The organism is Mesorhizobium sp. DxT, assembly GCF_058448885.1.
The window spans coordinates 265,893-290,763 of sequence record NZ_JBZFLJ010000001.1 but is presented as its reverse complement, the minus strand read 5'-3'; the positions used below and the strand labels follow the sequence as shown (position 1 = coordinate 290,763).

The following is a 24,871-nucleotide window of genomic DNA, read 5'->3' as shown; positions in this document are numbered from 1 at the left end:
TGCCGTTCGGCGGGCCAAGAATGATCGGCAACAGGGAACCGGCTTGTGAAACATACTCTCGAAGAAACCCTTCTCTCCGCGATCCGCACGATTCCGGATTATCCCAAGCCGGGCATCCAGTTCCGGGACATCACGACGCTTCTGGGCAATGCACGCGCCTTTCGCCGCGCGGTGGATGAACTCGTGCATCCGTGGGCCGGCTCCAAGATCGACAAGATCGCCGGTATCGAGGCGCGCGGCTTCATCCTCGGCGGGGCGATCGCGCATCAGTTGTCGGCCGGCTTCATCCCCATTCGCAAGAAGGGCAAGCTGCCGCACGAGACCGTACGGGTCGCCTATTCGCTGGAATACGGGCTGGACGAAATGGAGATGCACAAGGACGCGGTGTCCGCCGGCGAGAAGGTGATCCTCGTCGACGATTTGATTGCGACTGGAGGCACCGCTGAAGGAGCTGTGAAGCTCATCAGCCAGATGGGTGGGGAGATCGTCGCCGCCTGCTTCGTGATCGACCTGCCGGACCTGGGCGGCCGCGCCAAGCTCGAAGCGCTCGGGGTCGACGTTCGTACCTTGATCGCGTTCGAGGGTGACTAAGCCACTCTAGCTAGGTCTCACTCCTGGGTTCGGGCCCGATGCAGGATTTGACAACATCCTAGGCTCCCATAACCTGACCTCTACCAAAAGGGGGAGTGGTATGCGCTGGCTTCTGGCATTTCTTTTCGGGGCGGTTTTCGGCGCGGCCGGTGGGGTCGCACTAGGGTTTTTCCTGTTTCCGTTCGTTTTTCCGCCGCCGCCGGCGACCGAGACCTTGCAGGCGTCCACCGACAGCCGGCTGGTGGCGAAGGGGACGTTCATCCACGCCAATCCAAGCGACCCGATCCACTATGGAAGCGGCGGTGTTTCGGTTTACTCGGACACGGTATTTCTCAACGAGGATTTTGAGGTCGGGCCGGGGCCGAAATATCACGTCTATCTGGTGCCGAAAGCCTCGATCCGTTCCTCCGCCGACGTGGAGGACACGATGTTCGTCGACCTTGGTCAGTTGCGCGCCTTCAAAGGCAGCCAGAATTACGCGATCCCGGCCGGTGTGAATCTCAGCCTCTACCAAAGCGTCGTCATCTGGTGCGAGCATTTCTCGGTGCTGATCTCGCCGGCCGATCTCGATTTCGAAACCTGACCTCAGCCGTGCTCCTTGCATGCACCGATGCGCGTACACCGTGCTATTGACTTGCGCCGTATCTTGTAACATATGAAGTTACATGAAGCGCGACAGCAAACTTTCAGGCGTTCTGCACGTCCTCCTCCATATGGCCGAGCAATCCCGTCCCGTCACCTCGGAGGTGCTGGCGAAAGCCATGTGTACCAATCCGGTCGTGATCCGGCGGATCATGGCGGGGCTGCGGGATGAGGGCTACGTGCGCGCCGAGAAGGGGCATGGCGGCGGCTGGACGCTCGCCTGCGACCTCGAGAAGGTGACGCTTCGCGACATCTACGACGCGCTTGGAAGCCCGGTTCTGCTTGCCATGTGCAACCGTACGGAATCACCCGGATGCCTCGTCGAGCAGGCGGTGAATGCCGCGCTCGACCAGACATTCAGGGATGCCGAGGCCTTGCTGCTCGCCCGACTTGGCGAGGTGACGCTGGCCGCGCTGAGCGCCGATTTCCATAAACGCCTCGCCATGCGCGGCGGAAGACACGATCTGGAGACTGCTCATGCATCATGATGCGATTATCGTCGGCGGCAGCTTCGCCGGCCTCTCGGCGGCCATGTACCTGGCACGCGCGCGCCGTTCCGTGTGCATCGTCGACGCCGGCGCGCCGCGCAACCGCTTTGCCGAGCATTCGCATGGCTTCTTTGCACAGGACGGCAGCGCGCCAGGCGCGATCCTGGCGACGGCACGCGCACAGGTCGCGGCCTATCCGACCGTCACCTTCGTCGAAGGAAAGGTGGCAAGCGCGCAGGCACAAGGGGATGGCTTCGGCGTGAAGCTGGAGGACGGCCAGGTGCTGGAAAGCGGGCGTCTGGTGCTTGCCTTCGGGCTTTCGGACGAACTGCCCGAGATTGCCGGGTTGAAGAAGCGCTGGGGCCGTTCGGTGCTTCACTGCCCCTATTGCCACGGCTACGAATATGCCGGCCAGCGCCTGGGCGTGCTGGCGACCATGCCGGTATCGGTGCATCAGGCGATGCTGATTGCGGAGTGGGGACCCACCACCATCTTCACCAACGACACGCTGGAGCCCGAACCCGAGGTGCTGGCCGAACTCGACCGGCGCGGCGTGGCGGTGGAGCGTGGCGCTGTCGCCGCCCTGCACGGAGAGGGCGATAGCCTGTCGGCGGTCGAACTTGCCGGGGGCCGGATGCGCGACGTCGATGCACTCTTCATCGGCGTGCGCTCGCATATGAACAGCGCCATCGCTGGACAGCTCGGCTGTGCGATGGACGAGGCGCCGTTCGGCCAGATTATCCGCACGGACGGAATGCAGATGACCAGCGTGCCGAACATCTTTGCCGCTGGCGACATCGCGCGCGGCGCACACAGCATCGCCTTTGCTTCCGCCGACGGGGTAATGGCAGGCGTTGCCGCCCATCGCTCGCTGGTTTTCTAGGCGGCTTTGACGAGGACGGCACTCTCGAATTCCAGCACCTTGTCGCCGGTTGAATTGAATGCCTCGCAGGCAATCGTCAGCAGGCGCCAGCCGGGCCGGGAGGCGAGGGCGCGATGGGCGAGCGCCCGGCGCGTGAAGGTGACGGTTTCGCCGGCATAGACGGGCTTCAGCCATTTGAGGTTCTGAAAACCGGGCGATGGGCCGAACTGGGGTGCCTCGCCGGGTCCGTTCCAGGGCTGCTCGCCGGCGTCCTCGCGTCTCTTGAGGTTGTACTTCATCCAGGTCGCGGCCGTGTGCCAGCCCGACGCGCAGAGCCCGCCGAAGACGCTGTGTTTGGCTTCCTCCTCATCCATGTGGAAGCGCTGCGGATCGTATTTGGCGGCAAACGCCTTGATCTCGTCGACCTCGAAGGTATGCGAGCCGAGCGTGATCGTTTCGCCGATGCGGAAATAGGCGTCGAGGGTCATGCCGCTGCTCCCGCAACGCGCTTGAGGAACATGCCGGTGTTCTGCAGTTCCAGCACGACCTCGCCGCGCTGGTTGACGAGTTCGTGGCGCACCGTGACGAGACCGAGATTGGGCCGCGACGAGGATGCGCGCTTTGCCGTGACCGTGCTCTTGCCCGTAAGCGTGTCACCCGCCAGCACGGGCTTCTTCCAGCGTACGTAGTCGATGCCGGGCGAGCCCTGCGAGGTCGAATCGAGCAGGAAGCCGTCGCACATCAGCCGCATGAACATGCAGCAGGTATGCCAGCCCGATGCCGCCAGCCCTCCGAGGATGCTGGCCTTGCCGGCTTCCTCGTCGAGGTGCATCGGCTGGGCGTCGAATTCGCTCGCGAATTCAATGATCTCTTCGGCTGTGACGTGTTTCTGCCCGAGGTCGATCGTCGCCCCTTCGGCGAAATCCTCGAACGCCCAACGCTTCTCGGTCATCGGCAAATCCTGTTCACGCTTGAACAAGACTAATGCCGTCGTGATGCGCAAAAGGCAATTCCCCAAGGCATCATTTGGGTTCGGCCAACGCCGGCGCGGCAGCGGAGCCGCGCCGGCAATCTTCCAATGCAGGCCCGTCGGTCAGTCACCCAGCGGATTGATGTCGTCGATCAGGCGCAGCATGTCGACCATGGTGAAGTCGTTCGCCTGAGCCGACGGCAGCGTCGGCTTCCAGTTCGTGCGTTGCCACAGGTAGGAGGCGTGGTCGCCGTGGACGAGGCCGACGAACACCTCCGATATGATCGCCGAGCCCACCGGACCCAGGCGCTTTCCGTCGTGCCGGATCTTTGCCTCCTTGAGTATGTAGTACCAGAGCGGCGTTGCCGTATGCATGCCATGCTGTTTGGCTATGGCTCCGTCCGTCGAACCGCCCGAGTCGGATGCAATCTCGTCCGGGTGAGCGGATTCTTGATCTTCATCGCGGTGGCAACATCCTGGCCGGAAGGAAGACCCAGTGTGACGCCGCGTTTCAGATTGCGGAAGGCGAGGATGGCGCTCAGGCTGTTTTCATCCTCTCCAGGCAGTTTGGCCAGGGCCGGCACGAGGTACGGGTCGATCTTCCGCGACGGCGTCGTCGTGACAGGAGCGCCCCCGCTGTCGCCAAGCTCGAAGAACCGGCGCCAGTCGATGATCCAGTTCGACGGCAGGGTTGGCACCGGCAGCGGTCCCGTCGGCGGCACCGGCGCGAGATCACCGAGAATCTGTCCCGACAGACCAGAGAAACCGAAGAAGAGATCGAAATCCGCGCCGGTGAAGATGCGGTTGTGCGGATAGCGCTGGCGTACCATCGAGTGGCCGAGTCGATATGCGGCCGCGGAGAATTCGACCGGCATGTAGGGCACGCGTTTGAAGCGGTAGAATTTGCGCCCGTCATGCAGGATCTTGGCGACGATGCCGTCGCCGCAGAGCCGTTCGACGAAATCGTGCAGGATCATCCACTGGTAATGCCAGGTGACCATCCTGCGCGCTTCCATGAACACATTATCCGGCGGGTTGGCGCTGCTAGCGACGATGTCGCAGACCTTGTTGTGGAACTTCAGGAACGCTAGGTGCGTCTGGGCCACCAGCAGGTTCTCGTCATTGCGGTGATCGCCGATCAGGGCGCGTCCCTCAGGATTGCGCGGCAGATCGTTGCGGAATGCCCCTTCGCCGGTGTCGAAATTCTTGCCGATCAGGAATTTCGGCCCCGGCTTGTTCTTGTTGGCCGGGTTGCGCGCATAAAGGTGGGGGCTTCCATCCGGCCCGAGTCCGTAGATGGCGTCCAGGTCGAGGCTCGGCGTACGAAAGTTTTCGATGCCGAGAGGGTCCTTCTCCTTGTCGCCCAGCGAGGTCATGTCCAGGCTGATGTCGTGATCGACGAACTGGCCGAGATAGGTGAAGCCTGAGGGGATGTCGTCATTGTTCCCGTCGGGCGAACCCGGCGAGGAGTCGACCATCGCCCTTGCCAGGTCCTCCAGCTTCGCGTCGGAAACGCGCAAGGGTTCGAGTTTCGGGAACATCCGGCCGAACATGCCGGGATCCTTGTGGCCCGACAGGGTATCGAGCAGTTCCCGCGTCGGATGCCGGCCCGCCTCGCCGTGGCCGGGCGTGGCCTTCACCGCATTTGCCTTCATCTTGAGCGAGCCGACAAGTTCGGTCGTCAGGCTCGACATGGTCTTCCTGGGTATCGTCTTGGTTTTCAGCGACATAGCCAAGCTCCGCTGGCTGGAGCGCGCTGCACGCGCGCTCGGGCTTAACCCCCCATTGCCCCCGTGGGCCGATGGCGTCGCAAAAGAATAGCGGCACGGAACGCGATGTTCCGCCCGTCCCCATATACCCACCCTGACCGTATTCCCTTCGACTCCGGATCGGAGTCGTCACGGTCAGGCCATGATATTGAGGGCGGTTGCCGGCGCAACGGCGTCCTGTTGCGTCCGGCATCATCCAAACGGAGTAGCCATTACCTCTAAGGAGGTAGTTGGGAGCGGATCAGCCGGGCTAGCGGCTCAGGTGTTGAACTTGAACAGCAGCACGTCGCCGTCCTGGACCACATACTCCTTGCCTTCGTCGCGGGCCTTGCCGGCTTCCTTGGCCGCCGTTTCGCCGCCGAGCGTGACGTAGTCGTTGAAGGCAATTGTCTGGGCGCGGATGAAGCCGCGCTCGAAGTCGGTGTGGATGACACCGGCAGCCTGCGGGGCCTTCGAACCCTTCTCCACGGTCCAGGCGCGGGTCTCCTTCGGACCGGCGGTGAAATAGGTGATGAGATTGAGCAGGTCGTAGCCGGCGCGGATCAGCCGGTCGAGGCCGGGTTCTTCCAGGCCCATGGCCTCGAGATATTCCTTTGCCTCCTCGTCGGCGAGCTGTGCGACCTCCGCTTCGATCGCCGCAGAGATGACGACCGTCTTCGCGCCCTGTTTCTCGGCCATCGACTCGACAGCGCTGGTGTGCTCGTTGCCGCCGGCCGCGTCGCTTTCGGCGACGTTGCAAACATACAGCACCGGCTTGGAGGTCAGCAGGTTCAGGCCCTGCAGGATCTTGAGGTCCTCGGCTGCGATGCCGTCGAGCATCATGCGCACCGGCTTGCCGTCCTGAAGCAGTGCCAGCGCCTGCTCCATCACCGGCAGGACCGTCATCGCTTCCTTCTCCTTGCCGGTGGCGCGCTTGCGCACCTGCACGATGCGGCGCTCCAGGCTTTCGAGATCGGCGAGCATCAGCTCCGTCTCGACGGTTTCGGCATCGGCCACCGGATCGATGCGGCCTTCGACATGGGTGATGTCGTCATCCTCGAAGCAGCGCAGCACGTGTACGATGGCGTCGACCTCGCGGATGTTGGCGAGGAACTGATTGCCAAGCCCTTCGCCCTTCGAGGCGCCGCGCACCAGACCGGCAATGTCGACGAAGGAGATGCGGGTGGGAATGATCTCCTTGGACTTGGCGATCCCGGCGATCTGCTGCAACCGGCTGTCGGGCACCGCGACCTCGCCGGTGTTGGGCTCGATCGTGCAGAAGGGATAGTTCGCGGCCTGTGCCGCGGCGGTCTTGGTCAGTGCGTTGAACAGCGTCGACTTGCCGACGTTGGGAAGCCCAACGATGCCGCATTTGAAACCCATGATGTGGTCCTATCGGGAAAGCAGAATTTGCACAGGGCTATGGGCGAAACGATCGATGATCGTCAACCCCCGATGGGCCTAGCCAGTCGAGACAACGCCCAACGCGAGCGATGCCGCACCTCCAAGCACGAGCAGACCCGCTACTACCAGCAGCCCATCGTGTGCGAGCATCGCCAGCGCAAACAGCGAAATCGTCGCCGCGATTATGGTGGATGACATCGGCACCAGTTCCAGCACCGGAATGACCATTGACAGCAGCAAACAGACGAGCGCCCACACGCGCGCCATGGGTGGATCGACCAGCATTGTCAGCCGCCTCCGTGTCAGGCGATCGATATAGCGGGCGGGCCGCTCGATACGGCCGATGACACGCTCCAGGCGTTGCTGCTCGATGGTGCGGTTGAGGATGAAGGCCGGTAGCCACAGCCTGTCTCGGCCAATGACCATCTGGAAGGCCACCAGCGCGACGATCGTCCCGCAGAACGTCGACAGGCCGATGATTGCGCTGGCAGGGGTCACGATAATCAGGGCAGGCGCCAGAATGAGCGGCGGGAACGCGTCGTCGCCGATGCGGTGGACGATTTCGCGCACCGACACGCGTTCCTCCGCAGCGCCGGCTTCCTCGACACATTCGAGCACGTCCTCGACCGACTCAGGTGCGCAATCGTCCTTCATGATGTCACCAGACGCTTGGTAGCGCCGATTGGTTCCGGCGAAAGGCCGATTCAGCCCTTGTCGCCGAAAAGCTTCTTGAGCATTGCCGCCATCGGGCCGGTCTCGGGAACCTGCACGGCCGGCTGTCGGGGGCGTGCCTGGCGGATATGGCTCTTGCCCTGCGCGGCAGGCCGCTCCGCCTTGGGAGCCGGCTCTTCCTTGCCCTGTATGGCGAGGCTGGTCTTGTTCATGAAGCCGTTGTTGTCGCCGGCAATGAGCTTGTCCACATTGTCAGCGATGGCCTCCAGCAACGGCTCCAGCCACTCCCGATCCGACTTTGCGAAGTCGCCGAGTACGTGGTGGGTCACCATCTCCTTGACGCCTGGATGGCCGATGCCGATGCGCATGCGGCGATACTCCTTGCCGCAATGGGCGTCGATGGAGCGAATGCCATTGTGTCCGCCGGCGCCGCCGCCGGTCTTGATGCGCACCTTGCCGGGCGCAAGGTCGAGTTCGTCATACATGACCAGCAGATCGGCTGGCGAAAGCTTATGAAAGCGCATGGCCTCGCCGACCGACTGGCCGGATAGGTTCATGAAGGTCTGCGGCTTGATGAGAAGCACCTTATGGCCGGCAATGCGGCCTTCGGCGATCAACCCCTGGAATTTCTTCGACCAAGGGGCGAAGGAATGGCGGCGGGCGATTTCGTCCGCCGCCATGAAGCCGACATTGTGCCGGTTGTCTTCGTATTTCGGGCCGGGGTTGCCCAAACCAGCGATGAGCAGCATGGCGGGTACTCCCGGCGCGGCGACTATTCCTCGTCGCCCTCTTCTTCGTTTTCGTCCTCGACCTCAGCCGCCTCTTCGTCGGCCTCGGACTTGAGGCTTGCCGGCGCGGCGATGGTCGCGATGGTGAAGTCGCGGTCGGTGATCGTCGGCTTCACGTCCTTCGGCAGGTTGACCGAGGAGATGTGGATCGAATCGCCCAGGTCGGTGCCTGCCAGATCGACCTCGATGAAGTCGGGGATCTCGTTGGCCGGGACATGCGCCTCGATATCGTGACGCACGACGTTCAGCACGCCGCCGCGCTTGATACCCACGGACTTCTCTTCATTGATGAAGTGAACCGGGATGTTGACGGTGACGACCGTGTTCTTGCTGACCCGCAGGAAGTCCACGTGCATCGGAAAATCGCGCACGGGATCGAGCTGGTAGTCCTTGGGCAGGACCTGGATCTTCTTGCCGTCGACGTTGATCGTGGCGATGGTGGTCATGAAACCGCCGCCATGGATCTTGTAGTAGACGTCTTTGTAGTTCAGGGCGATAGACAGCGGGGTCTGCTTGTCGCCGTAAATGACTGCTGGCACCATACCGTTGCGACGAAGTTCCCGGGCGGACCCCTTACCGACCCGTTCGCGCGCCTCGGCCTTGAGCTCGTAAGACTGGCTCATGGCATTTCCTTTCGTTTCATAGCTGGAGCGTTCGCGGGCCTGAGCCCTCAAACGTCGAAAGCGGCTCTGCAGCCGCTCCCATCCGCGTTGCCTCCAAGGGTGTCTACGCGGGTGGCGGTCCTATAGCGGAAGAGGGGCCCCGACGCAACATTTCCGGTCGATCCGAAAAAAAAGTGGCCTCCGGTGTCGGGATCCACAAGGCGTCTGCGTCCTTGGAAGGAAAATAATGCAATCGATGGAGGCGACCATGACATTCGACAAAGACAAGGCAAGCATCGCGGCACTGCTCGGTGCAATTCGTGAAGGCCACCGCCGAAAGGATGCCGCTGCCATTGGCGCGCAGTTTGCGACTGAAGCAGTCCTTTTCGACCTGGCGCCGCCGCTGGCTCACGGGTTCGATGTTCCGGGCATGGCGGCGTGGCTCGACAAGTGGGAGGGGCCTGTGGAGATCGAAGAGCGCGACCTGAAGGTCGTCGTCAGCGGCGATCTTGCTGTCTGCTATGGCCTGCAGAAGGTGGCTGCCATCACGGGGGAGGGCGAGAGTGCCGAATGGTGGCAGCGGCTGACCGTGTGTCTCGCCCGAACCGATGGAGAATGGAAGATCGTCCACGAACACACGTCAGTGCCATTCCACATGGATGGCAGTTTTCGGGCTGCGGTCGACCTTGAACCTTAACGAACCATCGCGTCAGCCGCTGCTGCTCCCGACGCGCAATTCCCGCGTTCCGGGCAGGAAAATCGTCAGCAGGCCGAGGAAGGGCAGGTACGAGCAGACCTGATAGACCCATTCGATACCGCTTGTGTCGGCCAGGACGCCGAGCACGGCGGCCGCGATGCCGCCCATGCCGAAGGCGAAGCCGAAGAAGATGCCGGCGATCATGCCGACACGGCCCGGCACGAGCTCCTGGGCGAAGACGACGATGGCGGGGAATGCCGATGCCATGATGACGCCGATCACGAAGGAAAGCACACCGCTCCAGAAGAGGTCCGCATAGGGCAGGGCGAGCGTGAACGGCAACACGCCGAGGATCGAGAACCAGATCACCGTCTTGGAGCCGAACCGGTCGCCGATGGGGCCGCCCATCACGGTGCCCAGCGCCATTGCGCCCAGGAATAGGAACAGCATCATCTGCGACTGCTGCACGGTCACGTCGAACTTCTCGATCAGGAAGAAGGTGTAGTAGCTCGTCACGCTGGCGGTGTAGATGTTCTTGGTGAAGACCAGCAACGCGAGAACGACGAGCGCGATCACGATACGCTTGCGCGGCAGCGGCAGGGTGGTGCTGACCGGTCCGCGCCCGGCATTGGCGGCGCGGTAGCGCCCATACCAGTTGCCGACCTGACGCAGGATCAACATGCCCAAAAGGGCGATTAGCGAGAACCAGGCCACGCTCGTCTGCCCTCGCGGAACGACGATGAAGGCGGCGAGCAGCGGCCCGATGGCGGTGCCGAAATTGCCGCCGACCTGGAACAGCGACTGCGCCAGCCCGTAGCGGCCGCCGGATGCGAGCCGGGCGACGCGCGAGGCCTCCGGGTGGAAGATCGCAGAGCCGATGCCGATCATCGCCGCGCCGGCGAGCAGCAAAGGATAGTTCGATGCGAAAGCCAGCAGCAACAGGCCGCACATGCTCGACGCCATGCCGACGGGCAGTGATTGCGGCATCGGCTTGCGGTCGGTGTAGAGGCCGATTGCCGGCTGCAGCAGGGAGGCGGTCACCTGGAAGGTGAGCGTGAGCAGGCCGATCTGCCAGAAGTCGAGCGCATAGTCCGCCTTGAGCATCGGATAGATGGCGGCCAGCAGCGATTGCAGGACATCGTTGAGCAGGTGGCACAGGCTCACCGCCAGAATGACGGGAAAGACGGTGTTTTCGGCCGTCGGTCGGCGTGTGCCTGCTGCGATGTCGGACAAGATGCTCACCCTGATGATGGTTCGTCTGCTCCTTACCGCTGTTGCAGGCGGTCGTCCTTCGTGGTTTGGTCGATTTCTTTCGCAAGTGGGCCACGTTGGAGGCGGCTTGATGAAGCGAACCGGCATGGATCGAAGTGCGGTGGCTACGCCCGAAGATCTGCAGCATCGTCTCGACTGGATCGAGACGGCGTCGGGTGCCGTCGTGGCCTCGGCGTCCGACTTTCCAGATGAGCACCGGGTGACGCCGCACCGGCACGGCCGCGCGCAACTCCTCCATGCGCTTTCCGGCGTCGTGATGATCTCGACCGGGCAGGGGCGATGGATGGTGCCGGCGGATCATGCGATGTGGATTCCGGCAGGCGTCGAGCATGCCGTCGACATGCTCGGTCTGGTGCGGATGCGCTCGGCCTATGTGCTGCCGGGTGCAGCACCCGACCTTCCCGATACGTTGCGGGTGCTGGCCATGACCGACCTGATGCGCAGCCTGATCGTGGAGGCCGTGCAAATCGGGACCGCCGAGGGCACCGAAGGGCGTGCGGCGGCGATCATGAGCCTCATCCTGCTGGAAATTCCCAATCTCGAGGAGCGCCCGTTTGCCTTGCCGTTTCCCGCCGACCCTCGGCTGGCTGCGCTCTGCCGGCGGTTCGTCACCACGCCGTCACCGCATGCAACCATCGACGACTGGGCCGTGGCGAGCGGAATGAGCAGGCGCAGCTTCACGCGCGCCTTCCTGCGCGAGACGGGATTGAGCCTGTCCGTCTGGCGGCGGCAGGCGACGCTGTTTGCGGCGCTGCCGCGTCTGGCCGACGGCGTGCCTGTGACCACCGTCGCGCTCGATCTTGGCTATGACAGCGTACCGGCGTTCACCACCATGTTCCGGCGCATGCTCGGTGCGTCGCCTCGCCGCTACATGCGCGGACAGCCGAACGACTGACGTTCTGCCCGGCCATGCAAAAAGAACCCGCCGACATTTCCGTCGGCGGGCGAGCGAGGTCTGTTGCGCGGCGCGGTGGTTCGCGCGGCGTCTAAAGCGACCAGAGCGTCCTGTCGCGGGACCGCTCGTGCCAGAACATGCCTTCGGCGCCGAGCACGTCCTCGCGGGTCAGCCCCGCGTCGCGCAGCAGGCGGTCGTCGCGACGGTTCAGTACGGCACGTAATGCGTCGCCGATGCGATCTCTACGCGCGGCACGTGCTTCTTCGCGTTCAGTGCGGGTGTCCTCGATGCCGGACAGGCCGATCGCCATAGCCATGACGACAAACTCCTTCGGTTGATTACGCTCGAAGTAGGTGTCGCTTTGACATTTGACAAACGAATATCCATCATGGCTGGTATGAGAAATGGGAATGCCTTGTCGTGACCATGCACCTCGACAGCGACCTGCTGCGCACGTTCGTCGCGGTGGCCGACATGGAGAATTTCACCAAGGCCGCCGGCGTGGTGGGACGTACCCAGTCGGCGGTCAGCCTGCAGATCAAGCGGCTGGAGGACATGGTCGGAGATCCGCTGTTCGAGCGCGGCCCGCGCGGTGTTGCGCTCACCCGGCGCGGCGAGGAACTGCTGGTCAATGCCAGGCGGATCGTGTCGCTGCTCGACGAGACGGCGGCCTCGCTGACGGCGCCTGCACTCGAAGGAAGGGTGAGCATCGGCATCCCGGAGGAATACGGGACGACCGTGCTGCCGCGCGCGCTGGCGACGTTCAACAACATGCATTCCAATGTCGAGATCATGGTGCGCTATGCCAGCTCGTCGGCGCAGATGGCGGCGCTGGAGCGGGGCGACCTCGACCTTGCGGTTGTCTTCGAATGGCAGGATTCGCCGCGCGGCGAGGTGCTCATGGTGGACCCGACGGTGTGGGCGACCTCCGAGACCCATCATGTCCACGAACAGTCGCCGGTGCCGATAGCGCTCTACGAGAATTCCGGCTGGTGTACCGAGTTCGCCATACGGTCGCTGGAAAATCTCGGGCTGGACTATCGCGTCGCGTATCGCAGCGACATGAGCAGCGGGCTCAAGCTTGCCGTGGCATCGGGCCTTGCGATCGCGCCCCTGTCGCGCAGCAACATTCCTTCAGGCTGTCGTGAGTTGACGACGGAGGACGGCTTTGGCGGGATCGACGCGTCCAACGTCGTGCTCTACCAGCGCCCGACCGCGCGCGGCGCGGCCGTCAACGGCATGGCGGATGCGATCCGCGATGCGTTCCGTATGCAGCACGGAATTGCGGCAGCCTGACAGGACAGGGGTTCAAACCAGCGCTGAAAGGCCCTATATCGGCAGCGACCGATTTTGAAGGAGTGACACCGATGAACGATGCAAAGCGCGCTGTCTCCGCCCGTTTCGCATCCATTATTCCGGTGTCGCATGCCTGTTCTTTCCGTTCACGACCTTTCCTTCCGGCTTCCTGACGGCCGGCCGCTTTTCGAAAATCTCAATCTCGCCTTCGGCTCCGAACGCGCCGGCCTCGTCGGGCGCAACGGCATCGGCAAGTCGTCGCTGATCGCGATCCTGGCCGGCGGCCTGCGGCCGACTTCGGGCGCCGTCCGGGGGAGCGGGCGTGTCGCGCTGCTGCGGCAGATGGCCGATGTCGGTGACGACGAAACAGTGGCGAGCCTGTTCGGTGTCGTCGATCGGCTGACATTGCTGGGCAAAATCGAAGCCGGTCGCGCGAGTGTCGAGGAGATCGCCGAGGCCGACTGGACGTTGGAGGCACGAGTGGACAAGGCGCTTGCTGATGTCGGGCTTGCAGGCATCGCGCCCGGGCGGCAGCTCGTAAGCCTCAGTGGTGGCCAGAGAACACGCGCGGCGCTGGGAGCCCTCTCCTTTGACCGGCCAGACATGATCCTGCTGGATGAGCCCACAAACAACCTCGACCGCGACGGGCGGAAGATGTTGCACGGCTTCCTTGAAAGCTGGAAAGGCGGCGCCGTCGTCGTCAGCCATGACAGGACGCTGCTCAACCGGATGGACCGGATCGTGGAGCTTTCGTCGCACGGGGCGCGCAGCTATGGCGGCGGGTATGATGCCTACCGCGAGCAGCGCGATGCCCAGAAGGCATTGGCGGAAAGGGAGGCCGAGGCCGCCGACCGCAACGCACGGCAGGTGGCCCGTGCCGCCCAGGCTGCACGTGAACGCCAGGTGAAGCGCGATTCCGCGGGGCGCAAGGCGCGGGCGACCAGTTCCGACCCGAAAATTCTGCTCGATGCACGCCAGCAGCGAGCCGAAGCGACTGCCGCGCGCAACAGCGGGATCGCCGGACGGCTGGAGGCGGAGGCACAGGAACGGCTCAGCCGCAGCCGTGAAGCGCTCGAGCGGGTGACGCCGTTCACGGCGGGCGTCGCTTCCCGTGACGTGCCGGCGGGCAAGCTGCTTGTCGACGCCCGCGACCTTGCGGTCGGATTCGATGGTCGGCCGCTGGCCACGATCACGCTGAACGTCACCGGGCCGGAACGCATCGCAATCGTCGGGCCGAACGGCGCCGGAAAATCCACCCTGCTGAAAACGCTGGCGAGCATCATTCCGCCGCTCGGAGGCGAACTCCGCGTCGAGGCGAGCCTTGCCTTCTTCGACCAGCATGTCAGCCTGCTGGAAGCCGGTGCTTCGATCCTCGAAAACTACCGGCGCATCAACCCGGGCGCCAGCGAGTTCGAATGTCGTTCGGCGCTGGCGCGCTACGCATTTCGCGCCGATGCCGCCTTGCAGGTCGTCGGTACGCTATCGGGCGGCGAAAGGTTGCGGGCGGGGCTGGCGTGCGTGGCCGCCGGCCAGACGCCGCCGGAACTGCTGATCCTCGACGAGCCGACCAACCACCTCGATCTCGATTCCGTCGCCGAGGTGGAAGACGGCCTCAACACCTTCGGCGGCGCGCTGCTGGTGGTCAGCCACGACGAGGCGTTTCTGGAGGCGATCGGTATCGAGCGGCGAATTTTCCTTGAACAAGACGGCAACGTTATCAAGCTGTCGCAGATACGCGGATAGGCAGTTTGCTCAAAGGAGTTGTGCGTCCTTCGAGGCTCGCTGCGCTCGCACCTCAGGATGAGGGGAGGTGGGCTGATCGAACCAGCTCACAGGGGGCTCGATGGCGGTCGAGCCCACGAGTATACCAGAACGCCGCACAGCGCTCCTCGTCCTGAGGTGCGAGCACAGCGAGTCTCGAAGGACGCAGGGCGTTGTCACTGGAGCCTTGGATACGATGGATCAGAAAGACCGGGTGAGACCCGTTTCGGAACCCGGCATCGGAGAGCTCTTCGCCGTATTCGCCAAGATCGGCCTGCTGTCGTTCGGCGGCCCGGCCGGCCAGATCGCGCTGATGCACCGCGTGCTCGTCGAGGAAAAGCGCTGGCTGGACGAGCCGCGTTTCCTGCACGCGCTCAACTACTGCATGCTCCTGCCGGGGCCGGAGGCGATGCAGCTTGCCACCTATGCCGGCTGGCTCGTGCAGGGCGTGCGCGGTGGGCTCGTGGCTGGTCTGCTTTTCGTGCTGCCGGGTGCCGCCGTGCTCATCGCGCTGTCGACGATCTACCTGCTGGCCGGCGAGGTGACGCTGGTCCAGGGCATGCTCTTCGGCCTGAAGGCAGCCGTGCTGGCCGTGGTGCTGGAAGCGCTGATCAAGGTATCCCGACGCGCGCTGAAGAGCCGATGGCTGGCCGTGCTCGCCGTTGTTGCGTTCGTCGCCATCGCGTTCCTGCAGGTGCCATTCCCGCTGATCGTGCTCGGCGCCGCACTTGTGGGTGCCGCTGCGCATCTGCTCTCCGGGCGTTCGGACAGCGACACGGCGGATTTAGCCGATGCTGGACAGGCCATGCCGGAATGGGCAAGGCCATCGTGGTCGCGTTTCATTCGCACCAGTGCCGTCTGGCTGGCAATCTGGCTGCTGCCGCTCTTCCTGGTGCAGGCTGCGCTTGGCGTGGAGCACGTCTTTTCGCAGGAAGCGCGCTTCTTCTCCATCATGGCGACGGTGACCTTCGGCGGCGCATATGCCGTTCTGGCCTATGTCGCCCAGCAGGCGGTCGAGGTCTACGGATGGCTTCGGCCAGACGAGATGCTGACCGGGCTGGGGCTGGCCGAGACGACGCCCGGGCCGCTGATCCTGGTTCTGCTGTTCGTGGGTTATCTCGGCGGCGCGCGCCTTGCGGCACTAGAGCCGGTCACCGGCGGGGTGCTGGGTGCGTTGGTGGCGCTGTGGTTCACCTTCGCGCCGTGCTTCCTGTGGATTTTCGCCGGCGCGCCCTATGTCGAGACGGTGCGCAACGTGCGCTGGCTGGCCGCCGCGCTTGCGGGGGTTACGGCTGCCGTTGTGGGCGTGATCGCCAATCTGGCCCTGTGGTTCGCAATCCACGTGCTTTTCGCGACGGTGGACGAGCGCGGCTTCGGCCCGTTCAGCGTCGCCGTGCCCGACCCCGCCAGCTTCGATCCGGCAGCGGCCGTCATCGGGCTGGCTGCGGCCATCGCACTCTTGCGCCTGAAAATCGGGATGATCCCGGTGCTGGCCGCGTCGGCGCTGGCCGGGATGGTCTGGCTGCTCGCCTGAGCCTAGTCGAAGAGGCTCGAAACCGATTCCTCGGTGGCTGTCCGCGAGATCGCCTCGCCGATCAGGTCGGCAATCGAGACGACGCGTATGTTGTGCGCGGCCTCGACCCCTGATGTCGGCTGGATGGAATCGGTGGTCACCAGTTCCTTGAGTTGAGAGGAGGCGATGCGCGCGACCGCGCCGCCCGACAGAACGCCGTGGGTGATATAGGCCGTCACGCTGGTGGCGCCGTTCGCGAGAAGCGCATCGGCGGCATTGCAGAGCGTGCCGCCGGAATCGACGATGTCGTCGATCAGCAGGCAGTCCTTGCCGCGCACGTCGCCGATGATGTTCATGACTTCCGATTCGCCCGGCTTCTCGCGGCGCTTGTCGACGATGGCCAGAAGCGCATCGAGCCGCTTGGCGAGCGCGCGGGCGCGCACGACGCCGCCGACGTCGGGCGATACCACCATCACGTTCGGCAGTTCGTAGTTGCGCTTCACGTCGCGGGCGAGCACCGGCACCGCAAAGAGGTTGTCGGTCGGGATGTCGAAGAAGCCCTGGATCTGGCCGGCGTGAAGATCGAGCGTGAGCACGCGGTCGGCGCCGGCCTGGGTGATCAGGTTGGCGACCAACTTGGCCGAGATCGGCGTGCGGCCCGATGCGCGGCGGTCCTGCCGAGCATAGCCGAAATAGGGAATGACCGCCGTGATGCGGCGCGCCGAGGACCGACGGAAGGCGTCGATCATGATCAGCAGTTCCATCAGGTGGTCGTTGGCCGGGTACGACGTCGACTGGAGAACGAAAACATCCTCGCCGCGCACGTTCTCCTGGATCTCGACGAATATCTCCTGGTCGGCGAAGCGCCTGACGCTGGCCTTGCCCAGCGAGATATTGAGGTAGCGGGCGACGGCTTCGGCCAGCACCCGGTTGGAGTTGCCCGCAAAAAGCTTCATGAAATTTCCCCGGCGAAGGATATGAGCGGGCTTTTACCGGTGTGAGCCGGTATTGCAAGCGCGAAGGGGACGATTTCCCCTCTATCTCGCTCGGCAAATGGCTTTTGCCGCATCAGCCGGGCCGCGCCACGAGCCAGTTGGCCAGCTCGTCGACGGTGCGGTCGGCTATCGATTCCATCGTTGCCGGGTCCACCGACGACCAGCCTTCACCGCGCGCGGCCGACGTTGCCTGCCCCTGAATACGGTGAATGCGCGTACCCGCGGGATCGACCACGTCCCACACATAGATGACCGTCGTGCGTCCGTCGTCGGCGATCGTTGAGAAGTAGCCTTTCATCACCAGCGTGGCCGAACTGTCGCCCGACTGCACCAGCGTGATGCCGCGCTGGGTGGCCCGTGCTGAGAGCCGCGCAGCTAAAGGCGTCGACGCCTCGCTGGCTGCACCCACAACCGGCGCGAACTGGACGCGGGCGTTGGTGCTGATCGCCGCCACGTCGGTTTGCGGGCCGGCCGCAGGCTGCGCGGCAGGTGCGGGTGTTGCCGGTTCAACCGAAGGCGAATCCGGCTGCGGCGGCAAGGTCGGCGTGTCGGCACTGACGAGCGCGGACGGCTCCAGCACGTCCTGGGTGCTGGTGCAGGCGGAAAGCACCAGGGCGGTGCCGAAAAATATTGCGTAAAGGGCCGGGCGTGACATGCCGATAGTCCTCCTGTGCGCCGGGATGCGGGCGCACCGGTTTTCGTCCCTCATAATGGAATCACTGTACGATCAAGTCGAGATCATGGCGGGACAGCGGTTTTGGGTCCCCATCCGTCGTCAGATATGTCCGGCCGAGGGTCATCGCGGTTTCGCTGTCGGAATCCATGATGATCATGTGGGCGAACAGGGTCATGTCGGGCGCGATCGGCTCGGGATTGCCTCCGTAGAACATCGGCATGTCCATCCATGACGGCGTGAAGCGTGCGCCAACCGAATAGCCGCACGCGTTGAGCCGATGCCGGGTCAGGCCGTGCGCTTCCATCACCCGGGCATGTGCATCGAACACATCGCCGAAGGACTTGCCCGGCACCATGGCCTTTTCCACGGCAAGCAGCGCTTCCCGCGCGGCCTCGAACAGCTCCTGATGCCGTTTGGATGCCTTGCCGGTCAGGATCGTGCGCATCATCGGCGCGTGATAATGGTGGAAGACGCCGGCCCATTCGAGCGTGAGCTGGTCGTTCTTGTTGAGCTTGCGACGTCCTGCCTTGTAGCGGCAGAGCAGCGCATCGGCGCCGGAGCCGATGATGAACTCGTTGGCGGGGTAGTCGCCGCCGCCTGCGAAGACCGCGCCTTGCATGGCAGCCAGGATCGCGCCCTCGTCGCCGCCCTGCTTGATGAGAGGCAGCGCCGCATCGAGCGCATCATCGGCGAGTGCCGCGGCCTTCTGCGCCTTGGCTATCTCGGCCGCGCTCTTGAGCAGGCGCAGCCGCTGCATGATGTCGGATGCGTCCTCGGCGCTTGCGAACGTCTTGAGCTGCTCGTCCAGCAGCCGGCCGTTCTTCGCCGTCAGGCCGTGCGTGTCATATTCAACGCCGATGCGGCAGCCCAGCAGATCCATGTCGTTGAGCAGGTTGCGCAGTTCGGCGGCCGGATTGGCCCCGTCACGGTCCGTCCACACCACGATGTTGTCGAGGATGGAGGTGTGGCGCGCCTGACGCAGGTCGGCCGAACGCGTCATCAGCACCATCGAGCCGTCCGCCTTCACCACAAGGCACTGGAAGAAGCAGAAGCCGAATGTGTCGTAGCCCGTCAGCCAGTACATACTCTCCTGTGCGAAGAGCAGCATGGCATCGAGCTTGCGGTCGGCCATCTCGATGATGAGACGATCGCGTCGCGCGTCGAACTCGGTCTTTTCGAAATGCAGCGCCATCAGCGGTCCTCCAGAACGATCGCCGAAATCTGGCGTCCATAGTCGGGCTCCTTGCGGTGCGTCGCGCGCCGGTAGGAGAAGAAACTGGCCTCGTCGGCATAGGTGCAACGGCCGATCGCGCTCGCCGCCACGCCGGCCCGTAGCAGGCGGTCGACCGTGTAGCGGCTGAGATCGAACATCGCGTGGCCGGCCTGCTTTGAGGGAGCGAAGTAATCTTGGTTCGCCGGATCGGCGTCGACGAAACGCTGAACAAATTCCGGGCCGACCTCGTAGTTTTCCGGGCCGATCGATGGGCCAAGCACGGCCGCGATACGCTCGCGCTTTGCGCCCAGCCCTTCCATCGCCTCGATCGTGGATTCCAGCACGCCCGTCAGTGCACCCTTCCAGCCGGCATGGGCGGCGCCGATCACGCCTGCCTCGCCATCGGCGTAGAGTATCGGGCCGCAATCGGCGGCCAGTACGCCGAGCGCAAGGCCGGGCCGGTCGGTGACCATGGCGTCCGCTTTCGGGCGCGGGGCGTCGAAGGGCTCGCTCACGACGAGCGCATCGGGTGAATGAACCTGATAGAGGGTCAGCAGCCGGTCGGCTCCGACGCCCATCCATGCCGCGACGCGGCGGCGATTCTCGATGACGCTTTCGGTCGAATCCTGCGAGCCGACACCGGCATTCAGGCCCTTGTAGATGCCATCCGAGACACCGCCGGCACGGGTGAAGAACCCGTGCCTGACGCCGCTTTGCGCGAATCTCTCAAGCACCGGAGACCGGATCGGGTCCGGTCGAACAGTTTCCAGCATGCGCCGCCTTTGTCCCTTCGTGCCACCGTCTCGCAACATTGCCTGTCGTTCTCACGGTGACCGTTTGAGCGCGGATCGTGGGGCAGGCGAGGGGGAAAAGTCAATCCGTCGCGATGTCCGGCGGCAGTGCGATGCCCTTCGGCGCGACCAGCAGAACCTTGAACAGCGTGCCCATTGCATCAGGCCCCGCAAGCCGCTGCACCTCGCCTTCCAGGCGGTCCCGCGTCGCGGCGTCGCAGTTTGCCCCCAGCGCCCCGGCGCGTTCCAGCAGGCCCATGGTGACCAGGAAATCGCCCTGGGTCATCAGGCGGGTTTCCAGGCCGCGGGCGCGTGCGACGGTCGCAAGGGCAGCGAAATCCACATGCGAGGTCAGGTCTGCTTCGCCGGGATTGGCCAGCACGTCATCGAACCGGTGCGCGCGCATTGCCTGCAGCGTGTCGCCGATGCCGGGCTGCATATGACCATAGTCGATGAAGATGCCGGCGCCGCCTCGCTTTGCAATCCGCGTGGCGACCGTATCCATCAGGGCTTCGCGCGCTGGCGCCAGCTCCACGATCGCGCCATCCGGCGCGTCGGCTGCATCCGCAGGCAACAGGGCCTCGTCGAGCCCGCTCATGCCGGCTGCGAATGAGAGTTGACCTTCATCGTCGAGCGCGACCATGCGCTCGCGCCAGCCGCGCGGCGTCTTGACGAACTGGCGCACGGGCAAGGCGTCGAACAGCTCGTTGCCGACGATGACGAGCGGCAGATCGGGCAGGGCGGATATGTCCTGATACCATGTCGGCCGCGCCCGTCCGGCTTCGAGCTTGCCGCGCTGGATTTCGGTCAGGCGCGCGCTCGCCTCTATCATTGCCACGCGGGTCAGCGTTACGAAGGACGAGTCGAGATGACCGAGCGTGCGCAGCATGTCCGCCATCAGCGTGCCGCGGCCCGGTCCGATTTCGGCGAGGATGGACGGCACCGGCTTGCCGTTGGCCGACCAGGCCGACCAGGCCCAGACCGCGAGCAGTTCGCCGAACATCTGACTGATCTCCGGCGCGGTGATGAAATCGCCGCCGGCGCCGAATGGTTCGCGCGACGTGTAATAGCCGTCCTGCGGGTCGAACAAACAGGCCGCCATGTATTCGGAGACGGAAATCGGGCCGCTGGCCTCAATCAGCCGGATCAGCTTTTGCCTCAGTGCCGTCATTGTGCGGCGGCGGCGGCCCGGTTCGCCCGCAGCATCGCCCAACCGCCGATAATGAGCAGCGGCACGGACAGCACCATGCCCATGGTCAGCCAACCCCCGACGAGGTAGCCGATATGGGCGTCGGGTTCGCGGAAGAACTCCACGAAGATGCGCGCGGCGCCGTAGCAGGCCACCATCGCGCCTGCGACGAAACCCGGTTGCTTGAGCTTCAGCGCCGAGTGGGTCAGCAGGCGCAGCACGATGAAGAGTACAAGCCCTTCAAACAGCGCCTCGTAAAGCTGGCTCGGGTGGCGCGGCTCCGGCCCGCCATTGGGGAACACCATCGCCCAGGGAACGTCGCTCGGGCGACCCCAAAGCTCGGAATTGATGAAGTTAGTGACGCGCACCAGACCGAAGCCGACGGGCACGCCTGCAGCGATCGTGTCGAACAGGCTCCAGGGGCTGAAGCCGCGCCGGAAGGCGAAGGCGATCATGGCAACGGTGACGCCTGCCAACCCGCCATGAAACGACATGCCCCCCTGCCAGACGGCCAGTATGTCGGCCGGTCGCTCAATGTAACGGGCGAGGTCGTAGAACAGGATGTAGCCGATGCGGCCGCCGAGCACGACGCCGGCAGCCGCCCAGATCAGGAAGTCGTCTATGTCCTCGGCGGTCAGCGGCGACTTGCCGCCGGCCCAGAGCCTGTCATTGGCGACCAGCCGGCGCGCGTACCACCACGCGAACAGGATGCCGACCACATAGCCCAGCCCATACCAGTGTATGGCCAGCGGGCCGATCTGGACGATGACAGGGTCGATTTCGGGAAATGGCAGGGCGGCCAGAGGCAGGAGAAGTTCGGTCAAGTCTGGCACCCCGGTTGCCGGTTGCGTTGGCGACCCATATGAGCCGAGGCCATGGCGAGGTCAAGGCGCGGGCGCGACGCCATGTGTCTTGCATTCGCCCGCGTCGCCCACTACTTCCTCATGTGAAGAAACAGCGAGGCCCCTGACCATGTCGACCGGACCCAACCGCATTCTCGACGAGTTCGCCAAGCTGATGACCGACGCTGCCGGCGCTGCCCAGGGCGTGCGCAAGGAGGTCGAGACGGCGTTTCGCGGACAGGCCGAGCGTATCCTCAACTCGATGGAAATCGTCCAGCGGGAAGAGTTCGAGGCCGTGCGCGAGATGGCGCTGAAAGCGCGCGCTGAAAACGAAAAGCTGGCGGCGCGCGTGGCGGAGCTTGAAGCCAGGCTCGGCGGAGGCGCGTCCAAGGCGGCTGAAAAGCCCGCTGCGAAGCCCCGCGCCAAAAAAACTTCGTAAAATCCGCGTCAAGTTTTCCACATTCGGCCACTGCGAAAAACGCTTTGGCGAGAGTCGCTTAGACTCCGGCTTTGAATCAGCCCCTGAATCTCTATCCACATCGCAGAATGCCACTCCGCTAAAAAAGGGGTGTTCAGGCGACTCTGCATCAATAGACTGAATTTGTTGCATGATTCGGGACGCGATTTGGCGGCCCGCATGTGCCGGGCGGTGGGGACCGGCAGAGCCTTGTATGCGTTGCTTGCCTCCCTTCCTTCCTCAGTAGCCGATTTCTCGTGCCGCGTGCTCCGTAATCAGGTGTGCGTGAATGCCGCCTCATGACCGACGGGAAGAGACTTTTGATGGACCTGCTTGAACTTGACGTAGCGCGCGACCTCCACCCGGTGGATGTCATCGAGCACGTCGCGAACATGAACGACTGGTCGTTCGAGCGAACCGGCGACGACGAGATCGCCATATCGGTCGCCGGTACATGGACCGACTATCACGTTTCCTTCTCCTGGATGGAGGATTTCGAGGCGCTGCATCTGGCCTGCGCCTTCGACATCAAGGTGCCCGAGAACCGCGCGCTGGAGGTGATGCGCCTGCTGTCGCTGATCAACGAGCAGATGCTGTTCGGCCATTTCGACCTGTGGGAGCAGGAGGGCGCGATCATGTTCCGCCAGGCGCTGCTGCTGGCCGGCGGCGCAGAGCCCACCAGCCAGCAGGTCGAGGTGCTGCTGTCGTCGGCGCTCGAAGCCTGCGAATGCTATTTCCAGGCATTCCAGTTCGTCATCTGGTCGGGTTCGAGCGCCCGCGACGCGCTCTCGAACGTGCTGTTCGAGACGCAGGGCTCCTGCTGAGGGCATCGCCATGAGCAAGGATGCCGGGCCGAGGCCCGAGATCACTTATTACGATTTCGACCGGGTCGACATCCGTGCCGGCACCATCGTCGCCGCGGAGCCGTACCCGGAAGCGCGCAAGCCGGCGATCAAGCTATGGATCGATTTCGGGCCGGATATCGGCGAGAAGAAGACCTCCGCGCAGATCACCAAACACTACACGCCGGAAACGCTCGTGGGGCGGCAGGTGATGGCGGTGGTGAACTTCCCGCCGCGCCAGATCGGCAAGTTCATGTCGGAAGTGCTGACGGTCGGTTTCCCGGACCAGGACGGCGAGGTTGTGCTCGCCGCGATCGACAAGCCGGTGCCGAACGGCGGCAAGCTTTTCTAGGCGAAAGCCTCAAACCCTATGCTTGACGAAGATGCCTATCTGCCCGGCAATCCGGCGCTGGTCGCCAGCCGCCTGGCTGTGGTGCTTACCGGATGTTCCGGCGGCGGCAAGTCGACGCTGCTCGGCGCGCTGGCTGATCGAGGCTACACGGTTTGCCCCGAGGCCGGCCGTCAGATCGTACGCGAGCAGATGCATCTGGGCGGCGAAGCGCTGCCATGGACCGATGCAACGCAGTTCGTCGCCCTTGCCGCATCGCGCACGATGCACCTGTTCAACACCACAGCCCCCGGCGAACGCGCCATCTTCTTCGACCGCTCGCTTGTCGACCTGGCGTCGTTTCTCGAAATGAAGGGGCTCGATGTTCCGGGACACCTGCGCCGCGCGGTCGAGACCTATCGCTACGCGCCTTCAGTCTTCGTCACGCCGCCCTGGCGGGAAATCTATGTCGACGAGGCAGAGCGCTCGAAATCGTTCACGGATGCATGCCGCGAATATGATGCGCTTGTCGAAGGCTACATGGCCGCGGGTTACGAGTTGGTGGAGGTTCCGAAAGCGTCGGTCGCCGAGCGGGCGGATTTCGTGATCGCCAATCTGCCGGCCTGACAGGGCGGTCAGCCGCCGGCGGCGGCCACCTGTTCCTCGAGATGGCGCAGGGTGAGCCGGCACTGATCGGTCAGCCGCGTCGTCGCCAGCTCCACGTCGCCATCGAGCGCAGCCTCCATGATCAGCCGGTGCTCGACGACGGAATCGCGGCGCGGATAGGTGCTCATGGAAATGTAGCGGTAGCGCTCTGCGTGATCCATCATCTCGTTGCAGAAGCCGATCAGCCATGTCGATCCGCAGCCTGAAATCAGCGCGTTATGGAACGCCCGGTGCCTGACTTCCCATTCGGAGTTGTCGCCGCCTTCCTCCGGCGTGCGGATCGGTGTGCGTGACAGGTGGTGGAAAGTCAGGACGATGCCATCCTCCCAGCCGGGAGTGCGGTTGGCGATGGACTCCTCCAGCGCAATCGATTCCAGCCAGCAGCGTGTCTTTACCAGTTCGCGCAGGCGCTCCATCGACAGCGGCGGCACGAAGAAGCCGCGCTGGTCGTGCCGGTCGACGAGGTGTTCCGACGACAGGCGGTTGAGCGCCTCGCGCACCGGATTGGTGCCGCTGCCGTAGCGCGTCGCCACCTGGTCGATCTGCAGCTTCTGGCCAGGCTTGAAGTTGCCCTTGAGAATGTCCTGGCGAAGCTGACGGTAGACGGCGGTCGCTGCCGTCGTCTTTTCCCCGCGCCCGGCGGCATCAATCTCTGTTTCATTCAATGCCAT

The 24,871-nt window shown here is 64.2% G+C and carries 30 protein-coding genes; 13 read left to right on the top strand and 17 right to left on the bottom strand.

Translation table 11 applies throughout. The features are described from left to right. Positions 1-45 precede the first annotated feature (45 nt). The 4 genes from ACVJNE_RS01380 to ACVJNE_RS01365 all read left to right on the top strand — a co-directional run bounded on the left by ACVJNE_RS01380 (position 46) and on the right by ACVJNE_RS01365 (position 2,604). On the top strand, positions 46-591 hold the full coding sequence (locus tag ACVJNE_RS01380; RefSeq protein ID WP_368804108.1) for an adenine phosphoribosyltransferase: 546 nt from the start codon (positions 46-48) through the stop codon (positions 589-591). Between the two features lie 100 nt (positions 592-691). Beyond that, a complete protein-coding gene (locus tag ACVJNE_RS01375; protein WP_499562311.1) occupies positions 692-1,174 on the top strand; it encodes a DM13 domain-containing protein in 483 nt (160 codons plus the stop codon). A gap of 82 nt (positions 1,175-1,256) precedes the next feature. After that, positions 1,257-1,721 carry an Rrf2 family transcriptional regulator gene (locus tag ACVJNE_RS01370; RefSeq protein WP_499562309.1) on the top strand — a complete coding sequence of 155 codons (465 nt, stop codon included), beginning with the start codon at positions 1,257-1,259 and terminating at the stop codon, positions 1,719-1,721. Beyond that, complete coding sequence (locus ACVJNE_RS01365) at positions 1,711-2,604, top strand: NAD(P)/FAD-dependent oxidoreductase (RefSeq protein ID WP_499562307.1); 894 nt, start codon at positions 1,711-1,713, stop codon at positions 2,602-2,604. Before ACVJNE_RS01370 ends, ACVJNE_RS01365 begins: the two co-directional genes overlap by 11 nt. Here ACVJNE_RS01365 and ACVJNE_RS01360 read toward each other — a convergent pair. From ACVJNE_RS01360 to ACVJNE_RS01325, 8 genes are all read right to left on the bottom strand, one after another. Beyond that, positions 2,601-3,071 carry a MaoC family dehydratase gene (locus ACVJNE_RS01360; protein ID WP_499562305.1) on the bottom strand — a complete coding sequence of 157 codons (471 nt, stop codon included), beginning with the start codon at positions 3,069-3,071 and terminating at the stop codon, positions 2,601-2,603. The two genes, ACVJNE_RS01365 and ACVJNE_RS01360, sit on opposite strands and share 4 nt — an antisense overlap. Further along, complete coding sequence (locus tag ACVJNE_RS01355; protein WP_499562303.1) at positions 3,068-3,535, bottom strand: MaoC family dehydratase; 468 nt, start codon at positions 3,533-3,535, stop codon at positions 3,068-3,070. Before ACVJNE_RS01355 ends, ACVJNE_RS01360 begins: the two co-directional genes overlap by 4 nt. Before the next feature lie 141 nt (positions 3,536-3,676). After that, positions 3,677-3,928 (bottom strand): hypothetical protein, encoded by a 252-nt coding sequence (locus tag ACVJNE_RS01350; protein ID WP_499562301.1) that lies wholly within the window; start codon positions 3,926-3,928, stop codon positions 3,677-3,679. 14 nt (positions 3,929-3,942) lie between these two features. Beyond that, the gene (locus ACVJNE_RS01345; protein ID WP_499562299.1) at positions 3,943-5,283 is read right to left on the bottom strand and encodes a peroxidase family protein; all 1,341 of its coding nucleotides are present in this window, start codon (positions 5,281-5,283) and stop codon (positions 3,943-3,945) included. 297 nt (positions 5,284-5,580) lie between these two features. Continuing rightward, positions 5,581-6,684, bottom strand: coding sequence for a redox-regulated ATPase YchF (ychF, locus tag ACVJNE_RS01340; protein ID WP_499562297.1), 1,104 nt, complete (start codon positions 6,682-6,684; stop codon positions 5,581-5,583). Between the two features lie 78 nt (positions 6,685-6,762). Beyond that, on the bottom strand, positions 6,763-7,359 hold the full coding sequence (locus ACVJNE_RS01335; RefSeq protein ID WP_499562295.1) for an exopolysaccharide biosynthesis protein: 597 nt from the start codon (positions 7,357-7,359) through the stop codon (positions 6,763-6,765). Between the two features lie 50 nt (positions 7,360-7,409). Beyond that, entirely contained in the window at positions 7,410-8,126 is a 717-nt protein-coding gene (pth, locus tag ACVJNE_RS01330) for an aminoacyl-tRNA hydrolase (RefSeq protein WP_499562293.1), read from the bottom strand. Positions 8,127-8,149: 23 nt separating this feature from the next. Then, a complete protein-coding gene (locus ACVJNE_RS01325; RefSeq protein ID WP_368804117.1) occupies positions 8,150-8,788 on the bottom strand; it encodes a 50S ribosomal protein L25/general stress protein Ctc in 639 nt (212 codons plus the stop codon). A gap of 247 nt (positions 8,789-9,035) precedes the next feature. Between ACVJNE_RS01325 and ACVJNE_RS01320 the strand changes: the two genes are divergently transcribed. Continuing rightward, on the top strand, positions 9,036-9,464 hold the full coding sequence (locus ACVJNE_RS01320) for a YybH family protein (protein ID WP_499562292.1): 429 nt from the start codon (positions 9,036-9,038) through the stop codon (positions 9,462-9,464). 12 nt (positions 9,465-9,476) lie between these two features. Here the strand turns inward: ACVJNE_RS01320 and ACVJNE_RS01315 are convergent, their stop codons facing one another. Then, entirely contained in the window at positions 9,477-10,697 is a 1,221-nt protein-coding gene (locus ACVJNE_RS01315; protein ID WP_499562291.1) for an MFS transporter, read from the bottom strand. 109 nt (positions 10,698-10,806) lie between these two features. Here ACVJNE_RS01315 and ACVJNE_RS01310 point away from each other — a divergent pair, with 109 nt between their 5' ends. Next, positions 10,807-11,631 carry an AraC family transcriptional regulator gene (locus ACVJNE_RS01310; protein WP_499562289.1) on the top strand — a complete coding sequence of 275 codons (825 nt, stop codon included), beginning with the start codon at positions 10,807-10,809 and terminating at the stop codon, positions 11,629-11,631. Between the two features lie 91 nt (positions 11,632-11,722). Here the strand turns inward: ACVJNE_RS01310 and ACVJNE_RS01305 are convergent, their stop codons facing one another. Then, positions 11,723-11,947, bottom strand: a complete 225-nt coding sequence (locus ACVJNE_RS01305; protein WP_499562287.1) for a hypothetical protein — start codon at positions 11,945-11,947, stop codon at positions 11,723-11,725. A 110-nt stretch (positions 11,948-12,057) separates the two neighbouring features. On the opposite strand from ACVJNE_RS01305, the gene ACVJNE_RS01300 reads away from it, so the two are divergent. From ACVJNE_RS01300 to chrA, 3 genes are all read left to right on the top strand, one after another. Then, complete coding sequence (locus ACVJNE_RS01300; protein WP_499563164.1) at positions 12,058-12,927, top strand: LysR family transcriptional regulator; 870 nt, start codon at positions 12,058-12,060, stop codon at positions 12,925-12,927. A 129-nt stretch (positions 12,928-13,056) separates the two neighbouring features. Beyond that, the gene (locus ACVJNE_RS01295; protein ID WP_499562285.1) at positions 13,057-14,670 is read left to right on the top strand and encodes an ABC-F family ATP-binding cassette domain-containing protein; all 1,614 of its coding nucleotides are present in this window, start codon (positions 13,057-13,059) and stop codon (positions 14,668-14,670) included. Between the two features lie 214 nt (positions 14,671-14,884). After that, on the top strand, positions 14,885-16,222 hold the full coding sequence (chrA, locus tag ACVJNE_RS01290; RefSeq protein WP_499562284.1) for a chromate efflux transporter: 1,338 nt from the start codon (positions 14,885-14,887) through the stop codon (positions 16,220-16,222). A gap of 2 nt (positions 16,223-16,224) precedes the next feature. Here chrA and ACVJNE_RS01285 read toward each other — a convergent pair whose 3' ends face one another. From ACVJNE_RS01285 to lgt, 6 genes are all read right to left on the bottom strand, one after another. Further along, positions 16,225-17,157, bottom strand: coding sequence for a ribose-phosphate pyrophosphokinase (locus ACVJNE_RS01285; RefSeq protein WP_368804124.1), 933 nt, complete (start codon positions 17,155-17,157; stop codon positions 16,225-16,227). Positions 17,158-17,269: 112 nt separating this feature from the next. Next, on the bottom strand, positions 17,270-17,851 hold the full coding sequence (locus tag ACVJNE_RS01280) for a hypothetical protein (RefSeq protein WP_499562282.1): 582 nt from the start codon (positions 17,849-17,851) through the stop codon (positions 17,270-17,272). Between the two features lie 61 nt (positions 17,852-17,912). Continuing rightward, positions 17,913-19,064 carry a M24 family metallopeptidase gene (locus ACVJNE_RS01275; protein WP_499562280.1) on the bottom strand — a complete coding sequence of 384 codons (1,152 nt, stop codon included), beginning with the start codon at positions 19,062-19,064 and terminating at the stop codon, positions 17,913-17,915. Further along, positions 19,064-19,858, bottom strand: a complete 795-nt coding sequence (gene pgeF / locus ACVJNE_RS01270) for a peptidoglycan editing factor PgeF (RefSeq protein ID WP_499562278.1) — start codon at positions 19,856-19,858, stop codon at positions 19,064-19,066. The genes ACVJNE_RS01275 and pgeF overlap by 1 nt, the downstream gene beginning before the upstream one ends. A gap of 100 nt (positions 19,859-19,958) precedes the next feature. Further along, on the bottom strand, positions 19,959-21,047 hold the full coding sequence (locus ACVJNE_RS01265) for a class I SAM-dependent methyltransferase (protein WP_499562276.1): 1,089 nt from the start codon (positions 21,045-21,047) through the stop codon (positions 19,959-19,961). Further along, positions 21,044-21,889, bottom strand: coding sequence for a prolipoprotein diacylglyceryl transferase (lgt, locus tag ACVJNE_RS01260; RefSeq protein WP_499562275.1), 846 nt, complete (start codon positions 21,887-21,889; stop codon positions 21,044-21,046). Before lgt ends, ACVJNE_RS01265 begins: the two co-directional genes overlap by 4 nt. Positions 21,890-22,037: 148 nt before the next feature. On the opposite strand from lgt, the gene ACVJNE_RS01255 reads away from it, so the two are divergent. The 4 genes from ACVJNE_RS01255 (at position 22,038) to ACVJNE_RS01240 (ending at position 24,161) form a co-directional block, all read left to right on the top strand. Then, on the top strand, positions 22,038-22,346 hold the full coding sequence (locus ACVJNE_RS01255) for an accessory factor UbiK family protein (protein ID WP_499562273.1): 309 nt from the start codon (positions 22,038-22,040) through the stop codon (positions 22,344-22,346). Positions 22,347-22,687: 341 nt separating this feature from the next. Next, positions 22,688-23,188: a type III secretion system chaperone family protein gene (locus ACVJNE_RS01250; RefSeq protein WP_173192689.1), complete on the top strand. Its 501-nt coding sequence runs from the start codon at positions 22,688-22,690 to the stop codon at positions 23,186-23,188. Between the two features lie 10 nt (positions 23,189-23,198). After that, positions 23,199-23,558, top strand: a complete 360-nt coding sequence (locus tag ACVJNE_RS01245; RefSeq protein ID WP_499562271.1) for a tRNA-binding protein — start codon at positions 23,199-23,201, stop codon at positions 23,556-23,558. A gap of 18 nt (positions 23,559-23,576) precedes the next feature. Next, positions 23,577-24,161, top strand: a complete 585-nt coding sequence (locus ACVJNE_RS01240) for an AAA family ATPase (RefSeq protein WP_499562269.1) — start codon at positions 23,577-23,579, stop codon at positions 24,159-24,161. A gap of 8 nt (positions 24,162-24,169) precedes the next feature. Here ACVJNE_RS01240 and ACVJNE_RS01235 read toward each other — a convergent pair whose 3' ends face one another. Further along, positions 24,170-24,871, bottom strand: a complete 702-nt coding sequence (locus ACVJNE_RS01235) for a GntR family transcriptional regulator (RefSeq protein ID WP_499562267.1) — start codon at positions 24,869-24,871, stop codon at positions 24,170-24,172.

Coding starts and splice junctions, on each gene's coding strand:
- ACVJNE_RS01265 (WP_499562276.1), bottom strand. CDS start 21,047: ATGACGGCACTGAGGCAAAAGCTGATCCGGCTGATTGAGGCCAGCGGC.
- ACVJNE_RS01305 (WP_499562287.1), bottom strand. CDS start 11,947: ATGGCTATGGCGATCGGCCTGTCCGGCATCGAGGACACCCGCACTGAA.
- ACVJNE_RS01320 (WP_499562292.1), top strand. CDS start 9,036: ATGACATTCGACAAAGACAAGGCAAGCATCGCGGCACTGCTCGGTGCA.
- ACVJNE_RS01360 (WP_499562305.1), bottom strand. CDS start 3,071: ATGACCCTCGACGCCTATTTCCGCATCGGCGAAACGATCACGCTCGGC.
- ACVJNE_RS01295 (WP_499562285.1), top strand. CDS start 13,057: ATGCCTGTTCTTTCCGTTCACGACCTTTCCTTCCGGCTTCCTGACGGC.
- ACVJNE_RS01365 (WP_499562307.1), top strand. CDS start 1,711: ATGCATCATGATGCGATTATCGTCGGCGGCAGCTTCGCCGGCCTCTCG.
- ACVJNE_RS01355 (WP_499562303.1), bottom strand. CDS start 3,535: ATGACCGAGAAGCGTTGGGCGTTCGAGGATTTCGCCGAAGGGGCGACG.
- ACVJNE_RS01310 (WP_499562289.1), top strand. CDS start 10,807: ATGAAGCGAACCGGCATGGATCGAAGTGCGGTGGCTACGCCCGAAGAT.
- ACVJNE_RS01345 (WP_499562299.1), bottom strand. CDS start 5,283: ATGTCGCTGAAAACCAAGACGATACCCAGGAAGACCATGTCGAGCCTG.
- ACVJNE_RS01285 (WP_368804124.1), bottom strand. CDS start 17,157: ATGAAGCTTTTTGCGGGCAACTCCAACCGGGTGCTGGCCGAAGCCGTC.
- ACVJNE_RS01350 (WP_499562301.1), bottom strand. CDS start 3,928: ATGCATACGGCAACGCCGCTCTGGTACTACATACTCAAGGAGGCAAAG.
- ACVJNE_RS01300 (WP_499563164.1), top strand. CDS start 12,058: ATGCACCTCGACAGCGACCTGCTGCGCACGTTCGTCGCGGTGGCCGAC.
- ACVJNE_RS01335 (WP_499562295.1), bottom strand. CDS start 7,359: ATGAAGGACGATTGCGCACCTGAGTCGGTCGAGGACGTGCTCGAATGT.
- pgeF (WP_499562278.1), bottom strand. CDS start 19,858: ATGCTGGAAACTGTTCGACCGGACCCGATCCGGTCTCCGGTGCTTGAG.
- ACVJNE_RS01325 (WP_368804117.1), bottom strand. CDS start 8,788: ATGAGCCAGTCTTACGAGCTCAAGGCCGAGGCGCGCGAACGGGTCGGT.
- ACVJNE_RS01255 (WP_499562273.1), top strand. CDS start 22,038: ATGTCGACCGGACCCAACCGCATTCTCGACGAGTTCGCCAAGCTGATG.
- ychF (WP_499562297.1), bottom strand. CDS start 6,684: ATGGGTTTCAAATGCGGCATCGTTGGGCTTCCCAACGTCGGCAAGTCG.
- ACVJNE_RS01240 (WP_499562269.1), top strand. CDS start 23,577: ATGCTTGACGAAGATGCCTATCTGCCCGGCAATCCGGCGCTGGTCGCC.
- ACVJNE_RS01375 (WP_499562311.1), top strand. CDS start 692: ATGCGCTGGCTTCTGGCATTTCTTTTCGGGGCGGTTTTCGGCGCGGCC.
- ACVJNE_RS01250 (WP_173192689.1), top strand. CDS start 22,688: ATGGACCTGCTTGAACTTGACGTAGCGCGCGACCTCCACCCGGTGGAT.
- ACVJNE_RS01275 (WP_499562280.1), bottom strand. CDS start 19,064: ATGGCGCTGCATTTCGAAAAGACCGAGTTCGACGCGCGACGCGATCGT.
- ACVJNE_RS01370 (WP_499562309.1), top strand. CDS start 1,257: ATGAAGCGCGACAGCAAACTTTCAGGCGTTCTGCACGTCCTCCTCCAT.
- ACVJNE_RS01280 (WP_499562282.1), bottom strand. CDS start 17,851: ATGTCACGCCCGGCCCTTTACGCAATATTTTTCGGCACCGCCCTGGTG.
- ACVJNE_RS01235 (WP_499562267.1), bottom strand. CDS start 24,871: ATGGCATTGAATGAAACAGAGATTGATGCCGCCGGGCGCGGGGAAAAG.
- chrA (WP_499562284.1), top strand. CDS start 14,885: ATGGATCAGAAAGACCGGGTGAGACCCGTTTCGGAACCCGGCATCGGA.
- ACVJNE_RS01245 (WP_499562271.1), top strand. CDS start 23,199: ATGAGCAAGGATGCCGGGCCGAGGCCCGAGATCACTTATTACGATTTC.
- pth (WP_499562293.1), bottom strand. CDS start 8,126: ATGCTGCTCATCGCTGGTTTGGGCAACCCCGGCCCGAAATACGAAGAC.